This window comes from Calditrichota bacterium (assembly GCA_013112635.1).
Lineage (GTDB): Bacteria > Calditrichota > Calditrichia > Calditrichales > J004 > JABFGF01.
Window position 1 is genome coordinate 16,956 of the sequence record JABFGF010000012.1, and the last position, 11,754, is coordinate 28,709.

Sequence of the window (11,754 nt, forward strand, 5' to 3'; positions counted from 1 at the left end):
TTATATTTTAGCACCAAAAGTAGTATTAAATATTACCACTTATGAACAATTCCCTGCGATCGTGTCAAATTATTGTTTTTATTTTTATTTTGGGCCTCTTTTTATTTAATCAGCCAATAATTTCTATTTTTACAAATAATAATAGTTTGTTTAATTTCCCGGTTATTCTTTTATATCTCTTTTCAATTTGGGGATTTTTTATCCTACTGATGGCGCTTTTGGCTATTTTTTTAAATAAACAAACAGATTCTAATTCCAATAATCAGGACTAAAATGCTGAGCAATGGACTAATCTTAGTCGTTTCATTTATTTATATTGCCATTTTATTTGCGGTAGCGCGCTATGGCGATAAAAGATCTGACGAGAAACGAAGCATTATTAGTAACCCATATATATATGCTTTATCTATGGCTGTTTATTGTTCTGCCTGGACTTTTTACGGAAGTGTTGGCAAAGCGGCGAATAGTGGAATTGGTTTTTTGCCTGTTTATCTTGGGCCCACGTTAATGGCGCCTTTGTTTTGGATTATCTTGAGAAAAATGATCCGCATTGCCAAAAAGCATAGAATTACTTCCATTGCCGATTTTATATCTTCCAGATATGGCAAAAGTATTTTAATTGGCAGCACAGTTACTTTAATCGCTGTAACAGGAATATTGCCATACATAGCACTTCAGTTAAAAGCAGTTTCATCCAGTTATTTTATTTTAAGCAATTATCCCGATTTAATTACATCGTCAAATTTTAAGGATATTCCCTTTTTTGAAGATACGGCATTTTATATCACACTACTTTTAGCGCTTTTTGCGATTGTTTTTGGAACCCGACATATTGATGCCACTGAAAGACATGAAGGCCTCGTAACAGCAATCGCCTTTGAATCTTTTGTAAAACTATTCGCCTTTTTAATAATCGGTTTTTTTGTTACTTACAGCCTGCATGATGGTTTTGGTGATCTTTTTACTAAAGCTAAATCGCTCACAAATTTTGACAGTTTATTTTCTGAGCCGACAATTATTCAATCCGGATCATGGTTTGGTTTAACCTTTTTATCGATGCTGGCCATCCTTTTCCTGCCGAGACAGTTCCAGGTTTCTGTTGTTGAAAATGTAAATGAGGACCACTTAAAAAAAGCGGTCTGGATTTTTCCATTGTACCTTTTAATCATCAATATTTTTGTGATCCCGATTGCCTTGGGAGGTTTACTACATTTTGAAGGCAGCCCGATAGATGCAGATACTTTTGTATTAACTTTGCCTCTTGCCGTTGGCCAAACCGGTATTGCTTTACTTGTATTTTTGGGAGGGCTTTCCGCTGCTACAGGTATGGTAATTGTGGCAACTGTTGCCTTAAGTACCATGTTCAGCAATGATATGCTGATGCCTTTAATTTTACGTCTGAAATTTCTTAAACTAAATGAAGAAAAAGATTTACGCTGGTTACTTTTATTAATCCGGCGCGGAACAATTATTCTTATATTATTGCTTAGCTATTTTTATTACCGTGTTATAGAATCCCATTACTCCCTTGTATCTATCGGGTTGATTTCATTTACGGCTGTAGCGCAGTTTGCCCCGATTATTCTTGGTGGAATGTATTGGAAAGGCGGTACAAAATACGGCGCGTTAGCCGGTATGCTTGCAGGTTTTCTGGTTTGGGGTTTTACATTGGCTTTGCCATCGCTTGTTCCTGCCGGAATTGTATCGCCCATGCTGATGGAAGAAGGGTTGTTTGGAATATCCCTTTTTAAACCAATGGCTTTTTTAGGCTTAACGGGTCTTGATAGTATTACACACGCACTGTTTTGGAGCATCCTGTTTAACTGTTTCTTTTACTTCGGCGTTTCTATTTTGGGCCGGCCATCTGCAATTGAATATAGCCAGGCCGCACTTTTTGTAGATATTGACAAATATTCACCGGAATTTGAACACCGCGCCATTGGCCAGGGAACAGCCTCAATTGATGACCTGAGAACATTGTTAAAACGCTTTATTGGCAGCAAACGCACTGAGCGGCTTTTATCATACTATGCAAAAAAGAATAATCTTGATTGGGAAACCCGCCCACTGGCGGATGCCGGTTTAATAAATTTTGTAGAAAAAAGATTATCAGGTGTTATTGGATCATCATCAGCACGAATAATGGTTTCCTCTGTTGTAAAAGAGAAAAAAGTTTCCATCGATGATGTGATGAAGATTTTAAGCGAGACCCAGCAAGTTATTGCTTACAGCCAGGAGCTTGAAAAAAAATCCATGGAGCTCGAGAAAGCAACGGATGAGTTAAAAAGGGCAAATCAGAAACTTAAAAAGATGGATCAGTTTAAGGATGATTTTATTGCTACAATCACTCATGAATTAAGAACACCACTCACATCTGTCCGCGCATTTACGGAAATTTTATATGATAATCCCGAGATTGATATCCGGCAGCGACAGAATTTTTTAAATATTATTATAAAAGAAACTGAAAGATTGACACGCTTAATAAACCAGATTTTAGATATTCAAAAAATCGAATCACAGGAAATGGATTGGCAATTCAGCCCGGTCTCCTTAAACGAAATAATAGAAGATTCTATCGCAACAATGGGTAAGGTTTTTGAGGACCAGAAAATAACACTCGAAATTGTAAATGAACATAACTATCTTTTAAATGGCGACAAAGACAAATTAATGCAGGTTATGTTAAACCTACTCTCCAATGCAGTGAAGTATTGTAACAAAGATGAAAGTTTTATAAAAATCAGCTCTGAAAAACGTAACAGTGTTATTCAAATTGATATCGAAGATAACGGCATGGGCGTTCATGAGGACGATCAAACTATAATTTTTGAAAAATTCAGACAGGCAACAAAAATAGATCCTGACAAAGAAAGACCACAGGGCAGTGGATTGGGGCTTTCAATCACCCGCCAAATAGTTGAAGCCCACGGCGGCTCTATTTGGGTGAAAAGTAAACCGGGGCAAGGTGCAAAGTTTTCATTTTCTTTGCCTTTTTCTTCCAAACTGCAACAGGGGGAACGTGTATGAAAAAAATATTGATTGTCGATGACGAACCAAATATCGTGATTTCATTAGAGTTTTTAATGGCGCAAAACGGGTATCACGTTCAAAAAGCACGCAGTGGGGAAGAAGCGCTTGAGATAGTAGATGAGTATGTTCCCGATTTAATTTTACTTGATGTAATGCTGCCTTTTAGAAGCGGGTTTGAGGTTTGTCAATCGATACGTGAAAAAACGAAATTGGCCCATGTTAAAATCATTTTACTTACGGCAAAAGGACGCGAAGCAGATATTGAACGTGGTTTGTCCGCCGGAGCAGATTCATATATCGTTAAACCCTTTTCCACTCAAAAACTTGTAGATAAAGTTGCTGAAATATTAAAAAGTTAAAATGGCCCGCAAACATAAAATTCTTCTTTGGCTTACATTCAGTGCATTCTTGCCTGCAATTATATTTTTGGCAGTGGTTTTTGGTTTTTGGTTTCAATTGAATACGCCTGAGCAAGAGATACTTCTAAACCTTCTTAAACCTTTAAAAACATATCTAATTTTATCTCTTTTTACATTTCTTTTTATTTTGGGCTTTGTTGCAAAAAAAATGTTTAGTGATTATTTCATTCCGCTTCAAAAATTAATTGAAGATGCTGAGGTAATGAAAAACTCGCCTCAGAAAACCTCTATTTCAAGCAGTGGAGCGAAAACAATCCAACAAATAGCTGGGCTTTTTGCGGATTTTGCAATCCAGAAAAAAGATTTACAGGAGAACGTTAACAAGAAAATTACTGAAGCAAATATCAATCTTGAAAAAGAGAAAAATATTTTAGCATCGCTTATTTCCGAATTGCAAGAGGGCGTGCTAATCTGCAATATTGAAGGCCAGATTTTACTTTACAATAAACGCGTACAACAGTATCTCTCATCACAAGAAGATGAAACCGGCTCATTTCAACGCTTAACCGGTATTGGCCGATCGGTATTTAAATCAATTTCTAAGGAAGTTATTGTTCATGCCCTGGATGAAATTCAGCATAAAATAGAACATAAAGACGATCATTTTAGTTCTCAGTTGGTTTTGCCATTACCATCGGGAACCCTGGCACGAATGCATGTTGTACCTGTTCTCGGTAAAAATGAAACAATGACTGGTTTCATTATAATTATGTATGATGTTTCCGAGCAGCTTGAGCATGATATTCAGCGCTATGAAATGATACAGGCGCTTGTTCGTGGAACACGTTCGTCTGCTGCAAATATCCGGGCTGCGATTGAATCGGTTATTAGTTACAAAGATATGGACAGCGGGCAGCTCTCGTTGTTTCATAATGTAATTAACGATGAAGCATCGTCCCTGACAGAACATTTAAACAGCACAATTGAAAAGTATAAAAAATATTTCTCTTTAAACTGGCCTCTGGAAAATATCAGCGCAAACAGCTTGCTGCGCCTCACTAAACGCAAACTGGCAGATTTAAAAGAAAATCAAATTGAAATACTTAATGCAGATGAACATTTATGGCTTAAAGTTGAAAACTTTTCTTTTATAAATATGATTCTTTTTTTAATTCACCAATTAAATGAACATGAAATAAATGACTCTTTAAAACTGAATATTTCAAAAGCGGAGAATTTTAATTACTTCGATATTTTATGGTCAGGTAAGCGAATATCCCAGGAAAAGTTTGATTTAATTATTAACGAACAAATAGCAATTGCTGGATTAAATTTCCCTTATACCGTGCTCGAAATTATTGATCGGCATAACGGGCGCATTTGGCTTAAAGCAGAAGAAGGAAATCAGGAAGGCGGCATCAGGATTCTTTTAAAACCGGGTTTTGTCACCGATGAAAATAATCAATGGGGCAGCAATGTTTCTTTTGAAAATAGACCTGAATTTTATGATTTTGATCTTTTTTCTCAGCGGGCAAACAGCCAAAAATGGGAAGATATTGATTTGTCCAGTTTAAAGTTTGTTGTTTTTGATACAGAAACAACAGGACTGGACCCTGCCAATGGCGATGAGATTATTTCGATTGGGGCAGTGCGAATTGTGAATAACAAAATTCTAAGTGGCGAGCAATATGAACAACTAATCGATCCGCAAAGAAAGCTACCTAAAGCCGCTTCAGAAATAACAGGCATTACATCGGATATGCTTAAAGGGCAACCAACAATTGATAAAGTCCTGCCTCTGTTTCATGGTTATGCTGAAGAGACAATTTTGGTTGCACATAATGCTGCTTTTGATATGCGTTTTTTGCAGTTGAAAGAGAACCAACTAAATCTTCGTTTTGAAAACCCGGTTTTGGATACTTTGCTTTTATCGGCGTTTATTCATCCGCACCAGGAAAGCCACAGCCTTGATACACTTGCAAAACGTTTTGAGCTGACAAATATTGGCAGGCACACAGCTTTAGGAGATGCGATTGTAACGGCAGAAGTTTTTATAAAACTGATCGATCTTCTAAAAGAAAAAGGTATTTCTACTTTGGGGCAAGCGTTGGAAGCTTCCCAAAAAACCTATTATGCCCGAATTAAGTACTAAGTAAGATCAGGTATTAGCAGTAAACTTGAGGCTCATTTTTTGTTGAAATTTTTCTATCAGGCTAAAGATTTCTTTGAGCAACCTTTGTTCTATGTGGGTTAGTTGCTTTGGAATAATATAATTATCCGCTTCTTCATTCATATCTAAAATTGCACTTAACTGACGTACAAACCGTAGTTGCATCAAATAGGTGTAAGCTTGTTTTAAATCATCATATTCCTGCTTTTCAAAAACTTCAAGCTTTTTTAACTCCAACAGGCGGCTTAAAGTATTTGTTGCTTCAATTTTATGATAAAGGCTGTAAAGGCGTGTAAAATCAACAATTGGTGTCATTGCTTTTTTTATATCAAAGGCATCTTTGTGTTTACCGTGCGATTCCAAAACAAAATTTCTAAAAAATCCCAAAGGAGGCCTAAAGTGCTGTGCATTTTTTGTGAGGTGGAAATAGAATAAATCGCTGCGTTTACTAAGCTTTTCAAATAGATAGTCCCGTAATTTTTCCACCAAAAAATCATCCCCGTAACCCGATCTAAAATCAAAAAATATGCTTGAATGCATTAAGGCTAATGGCTCTGGTGTGTTTATCCAATTTGAAAAGTAGCTTTTCCATTTAGCCAATGGCTGGCACCATTTTGGATTTTGTGCCATAACATTTCCCTTGCAAAAAGTATAGCCTGCCTGGTTAAGCTGTGTGCAGATTGTTTTGCCCAAGGCCAGGAAGTATGCGTGAATTTCATTAGCATTATCTTTGGGTGTGTCTTCATACAAAATGGCATTATCCTGATCTGTTTTCAATGTTTGTTCACGTCGACCCTCGCTGCCCATAATCATAAAAACAAATTTAACTGGTGGTTCACCATGTTTTGCAAGGGCAAACCTGATTATCCTTTTTAAAATCTCATCTGATATTCGTGTGATAAAACGGTTTATAAATTCTGACCGTGCTCCATTATGAATCATTCCACGGATCATTGCCGGTAATTGTGGTTGGATGGTGTGTAGTTGTTCCATTGAAGATACGGAAACAATTTGCTGCAAGAGAGATAACGGTGACTGTCCCTGGGCAACAATCATATCATGATCAGTAATAATTCCTTTTATTTTCCCCAAATCATTTTGCACAACAAGGTGTTTGATGTGGTGGTTGCTCATTGTAAAGATGGCGTCAAATACAGATGTGTTATTATTGATATAAATTATTGGTGAAGACATAATTGTGTTTACCGGGTCTTCCGGATCAGCACCTTTTACAACAACTTTTTCGCGGAAATCCTTATCCGTAATAATTCCTGTATATTCATGTTGTTTGTTTTTAATAAGCAGTGCGCTCTTTTTTTGAGCAGACATAATTGATGCAGCCTGGCGGATTGTTTTCTGCTCAGCGCATTCTGCCCATTCTTTGATTAACAGTGAAGAGACATGTTTGTTAAAAATATTCAGATTTAGATCATTATTCTCCTGAAGAGTTTTTGACATTATTGCAGAATATGATCTGTCCAGCATCCTTTTGCCGAAGGTGTCTGTAAAGAATGACGAGAATTCTTCATTAGATTGGCAGAGTTCCAGGAATATGCTTTTATTTAATTTTAGAAAAGTACTGTTTTCATGTGTACGTACGGTGCGAACAGAAAGTCCATCATTTAGTAAAATGGAAATACCGCCATATATTTCACCCTCGCTTAAGAAACCTTGCAGGGTTTTACTTCGGCCTTCCTGGTAGTAAATTTCCAGGGCGCCCGATTGAATAATATATAATGAATCAACTTTGGATTTGCCTTGCACAAAAAGAACTTCATCTTCCGTGCAATTGTCTTTTATTATTTTTTCAGACAGTTTGGCGATTGTTGTTTCTGGTAGGAAATTGAAAGGTGACAGGTTTGATAAATATTTGAATAAGGATCTTTTCACTATATTTATGGCTGAAAATGAATACTGTATGAATGAGATTACATATCCACTAATTCAAAAGCAATCATTTCTTTTATTAATAAGCCCGCAGGTACTTACCTGTCTCCCGGCTTATGAACCGGGGGTTGCAGCATTTCCATTCTGAAAATTGAGAAATCTCTTTTTTAGTAAAACCCAATAGAGCAGAATAAAGTAGAGTCCAATTCCAATAGAAATGAGATAATGGCCACCTAATAATGGTTCTATATAAAACCTAAAACCCAGTGTTATTAATACATAAATGGCTGTAAATATGGCCGATTGTTTTTTGTTTAATTTCATAATTGCCTCTTTAATTTAAAGATTTCCTAAATCCCGTCTGTTTGAAAAGCATTACCGATCTGTTTTTGATACAATACTTCTTTTATCTCATCAAGAATGCCAACATCATCAATGGTTGAGGGGATTGAATATTCTTCACCATCAGCAATTTTACGAATTAGATGGCGCAGTATTTTTCCTGACCTTGTTTTTGGAAGGCGCTTAACAACAGCTGTTTGACGGAAGTTGGCAAAAGAACCTATTTCTTCACGGATCATTGTGATAAGCTCGCCGGAAAGAGAATGTTCATCTACTTTATATCGATCCTTAATTACAACAAAACCAGCCGGTGCCTGGCCTCGCAATTCATCGTTTATGCCCACAACCGCACATTCTGCAACTGCCGGATGGCTGGCAATATGTTCTTCCATGGCGCCAGTGGAAAGACGATGCCCGGCTACATTTATTACATCATCTGTTCTACCCATGATGAAAACAAACCCGTCTTCGTCAATATAACCGCCATCGCCGGTATGATAGTATCCAGGAAAACGTTCGAGATAAGATGCCAGAAATCTTTTTTTGTCATTCCATAAAGTCGGTAAACATCCCGGTGGTAGAGGCAGCTTTACAGCAATATTTCCTTCTGTGTTTGCTTTTACCTGTTTACCATCATCATCTAAAATCTGAACATCATATCCATAAACAGGTTTTGTGGCAGAACCCGGCTTTACATCAAACTTTTCAATTCCGATAGGATTGGCTACCATCGGCCAGCCTGATTCAGTTTGCCACCAATGATCGACGATGGGTTTATCGGGTAGCAGTTCTTTTAACCAATGATAGGTTGGAGGATCTAACCGTTCTCCGGCCAGAAACAGATATTTCAGTTTAGACAAATCATAATTTTTGCACATATTGCCAAAAGGGTCTTCCTTTTTTATAGCCCGGAAAGCGGTTGGTGCGGTAAAAAAAGTTTTTACTTTATATTCAGATAAAATTCTCCAAAAAACTCCGGCATGAGGTGTGCGAACCGGTTTTCCTTCAAACAGGATAGTTGTGGCACCGGCCAATAATGGCGCATAAACAATATAGGAATGGCCTACAACCCAGCCCACATCTGAAGCAGCCCAAAAAACATCGCCTCTTTCTATTCCATAGATTTGTTTCATACTGGCTTTTAGAGCAACTGCATGGCCGCCATTATCGCGCACAATACCTTTTGGTTTGCCGGTGGTACCTGATGTGTACAAAATATATAATGGATCGGTAGCCTCTACAGGAATGTATGCACCCGGACGGGCTTTTGTAACAAGTTCACTATAATCTAAATCACGACCGGGAATTAAATCAGCAGTAACTTGCGGGCGTTGTAAAACAATACAATGTTCAGGTTTGTGCTTGGCTTGCTCAATGGCACTGTCAATCAATGGTTTGTAAGAAATAACCCGCGTAAATTCAATACCATTACTCGCAGTTACAATTATCTTTGGTTTAGCATCGTCAATCCGAATGGCAAGTTCATTGGGAGCAAATCCACCAAAAACAACAGAGTGAACAGCGCCGATCCGTGCACAACCCAACATGCTTATTACTGCTTCCGGGATCATTGGCATGTAAATCACCACACGGTCGCCTTTGCGAACACCTAACTCCTGTAGCGCACCGCTAAATGCGGCAACTTTGTCGCGCAATTCTAAATAAGTAAATTTTTGTTTAGTCCCAGTTACGGGCGAGTCAAATATCATTGCAATATTGTCACCATGATCAATCTCGATGTGATAATCCAATGCAAGGTAAGATGTATTTAAAACACCACCTTTAAACCATCTGTAAAAACCTTCTTTATCTTGAGAAAGGACTTGCTCCGGCTTTTGAAACCAAAAAAGATCTTCGGCTTTTTCTCCCCAAAAAGCTTCAGGGTTTTCAATGGATTTTTTAAAATCATCTGAATAATTCATTTAAATTTCCTTTATTACTTTTTCAACTCTAAAACCCTGATGGTGCATAATATATCACCCGTTCCGGTTACCCGGTTCTGATGATTCTTTACCTTTTACTTGACCATCAGGTTGATATTTTTTTGTCAGGCTTCTAGTGTACTCAAATCGCCTTCATCCAATCCCTGGGCACGCGCTTTTAAAACACGGCGCATAATTTTACCACTTCTTGTTTTTGGTAAAGTCTCGGTGAATGTTACTGTTTCTGGCCGGGCAATGGGGCCTAGTTCCTTGGACACATGATCTTTTAGGCTTTCATTTAATTCCTGGCTGCCAGAAAGACCTGCCTTTAAAATAACATAAACATGAATGGCATTTCCCTTTAGCTCATGTGGCAAAGCAATTGCTGCAGCTTCTGCAACATCCTGATGGCTGACAAGAGCACTCTCAATTTCAGCAGTACCAAGGCGGTAGCCACTAACTTTTATAACATCATCAATCCGGCCAATAACCCAGATGTAGCCATCTTCATCAATTCGTGCAGAATCGCCTGCGGTGTACCAGCCCTGCTTTTCATATGTTTTCCAGTATGTTTCTTCATAGCGGTCAGGGTCACCAAAAATTGTTCGCGCCATTCCCGGCCAGGGATTTTTAATAACCAGCTTGCCTTCTTCATTAGCAGGCACTTCATTTCCATCATCATCCACAACAGCAATTTCGTTCCCAAAAAATGGCTTTGTTCCGGAGCCCGGTTTTAGGGGCGTGATCGGTAAAGGCGTGATCATAAAACCGCCGGTTTCAGTCTGCCACCATGTGTCCATAATCGGGCAGCGCTCCTGGCCAATAACATTGTAGTACCAGCGCCATGCTTCCGGATTTATGGGTTCCCCAACAGATCCTAAAAGGCGTAGAGAACTTATATCATGACGTTTGGGCCACTGATCGCCAAAACGCATTAATCCACGAATAGCCGTTGGTGATGTGTAAAGAATTGTTATTCCGTATTTTTCAACTATTTGCCACCAGCGGTTTGGATAAGGGTGGTTTGGTGCGCCTTCATACATCATAACAGTGCTTCCGTTAATCAGCGGGCTGTAAACAATATAGCTGTGGCCGGTTATCCAGCCCGGGTCGGCAGCACACCACCAACGGTCATCGTCCTTCACATCAAAAACCATGCGGTGTGTAGTGGCTGTATATACGGCATATCCACCATGTGTGTGTAAAACACCTTTGGGTTTACCTGTCGTTCCGGATGTATAAAGGATAAAAAGCATGTCTTCAGAATCCAGAACCTCTGTTTTACATTTGGGGCTGGCAATTGGCAGCGAACATAACTCATGATACCAGAAGTCCCTGTCATTTTCCATGTAAACATCATGCCCGGTGCGCTTTACAGTAATGCACGCTTCAATGGTTGGTGATCGTTTTATGGCATCATTTACAATCCCTTTAAGATCTGCAACTTTACCGCGCCGGAAACCTCCATCGGCAGTAACCAAAACACGGCTTTTGGCATCGTCAATCCTATCGGCCAAAGCTTCTACACTAAACCCGCCATATACAACGCTGTGTGCTGCGCCGATTTTTGCACAGGCAAGCATGGCAAATGCCAGTTCCGGTATTTGAGGCATATAAATGGTTACAATATCACCTTTTTTTACACCCATACTTTTTAAAATATTTGCAAACTTCGATACTTCACGATTGAGGGCATGGTATGAAAAAGTACGCACATCACCGGGTTCACCTTCCCAAATTATTGCCAGTTTATTGCGGCGCCAATTTGTAAGATGCCTGTCAATTGCATTGTGAATAATATTTATTTTACCACCGGTGAACCATTTATAAAAAGGTTTATTGCTATCATCAAGGACCTTCTCCCACTTGGAAAACCATTCCAGGTTCTCAGCTTGTTCGCTCCAAAAACCTTCCCGGTCTTCGATTGATTTTTTATAAAGCTCATCATATTCCTTTACCGTGGCTTTATCAATTACTTGTTGCGAGGGATAATACAAATCTGCGTCAGTTGTTCTGTTTTTTTCATTTGACATGAAATACC

The 11,754-nt window shown here is 38.6% G+C and carries 7 protein-coding genes; 3 read left to right on the top strand and 4 right to left on the bottom strand.

Annotated elements, in window-relative coordinates:
- The first annotated feature begins 273 nt into the window (after positions 1–273).
- The 3 genes from HND50_20120 to HND50_20130 are packed head-to-tail and all read left to right on the top strand — an operon-like array spanning position 274 to position 5,544.
- A complete protein-coding gene (locus HND50_20120) occupies positions 274–3,030 on the top strand; it encodes a GHKL domain-containing protein (protein NOG47556.1) in 2,757 nt (918 codons plus the stop codon).
- Complete coding sequence (locus HND50_20125) at positions 3,027–3,392, top strand: response regulator (protein NOG47557.1); 366 nt, start codon at positions 3,027–3,029, stop codon at positions 3,390–3,392. Before HND50_20120 ends, HND50_20125 begins: the two co-directional genes overlap by 4 nt.
- 1 nt (position 3,393) lies before the next feature.
- Positions 3,394–5,544 (top strand): DNA polymerase III subunit epsilon, encoded by a 2,151-nt coding sequence (locus tag HND50_20130; GenBank protein ID NOG47558.1) that lies wholly within the window; start codon positions 3,394–3,396, stop codon positions 5,542–5,544.
- 6 nt (positions 5,545–5,550) lie between these two features.
- Here HND50_20130 and HND50_20135 read toward each other — a convergent pair whose 3' ends face one another.
- The 4 genes from HND50_20135 to acs form a co-directional block, all read right to left on the bottom strand.
- Entirely contained in the window at positions 5,551–7,452 is a 1,902-nt protein-coding gene (locus tag HND50_20135; GenBank protein ID NOG47559.1) for a CBS domain-containing protein, read from the bottom strand.
- A 111-nt stretch (positions 7,453–7,563) separates the two neighbouring features.
- Entirely contained in the window at positions 7,564–7,773 is a 210-nt protein-coding gene (locus HND50_20140; protein NOG47560.1) for a hypothetical protein, read from the bottom strand.
- A gap of 26 nt (positions 7,774–7,799) precedes the next feature.
- Positions 7,800–9,713 (bottom strand): propionyl-CoA synthetase, encoded by a 1,914-nt coding sequence (locus HND50_20145; protein ID NOG47561.1) that lies wholly within the window; start codon positions 9,711–9,713, stop codon positions 7,800–7,802.
- A gap of 125 nt (positions 9,714–9,838) precedes the next feature.
- Complete coding sequence (gene acs, locus HND50_20150; protein NOG47562.1) at positions 9,839–11,746, bottom strand: acetate--CoA ligase; 1,908 nt, start codon at positions 11,744–11,746, stop codon at positions 9,839–9,841.
- Positions 11,747–11,754 lie beyond the last annotated feature (8 nt).

Bases quoted from the DNA above. Each gene is read 5' to 3' on its own strand.
- HND50_20120 (NOG47556.1), top strand. From the start codon at position 274: ATGCTGAGCAATGGACTAATCTTAGTCGTTTCATTTATTTATATTGCC.
- HND50_20125 (NOG47557.1), top strand. From the start codon at position 3,027: ATGAAAAAAATATTGATTGTCGATGACGAACCAAATATCGTGATTTCA.
- HND50_20130 (NOG47558.1), top strand. From the start codon at position 3,394: ATGGCCCGCAAACATAAAATTCTTCTTTGGCTTACATTCAGTGCATTC.
- HND50_20140 (NOG47560.1), bottom strand. From the start codon at position 7,773: ATGAAATTAAACAAAAAACAATCGGCCATATTTACAGCCATTTATGTA.
- HND50_20145 (NOG47561.1), bottom strand. From the start codon at position 9,713: ATGAATTATTCAGATGATTTTAAAAAATCCATTGAAAACCCTGAAGCT.
- acs (NOG47562.1), bottom strand. From the start codon at position 11,746: ATGTCAAATGAAAAAAACAGAACAACTGACGCAGATTTGTATTATCCC.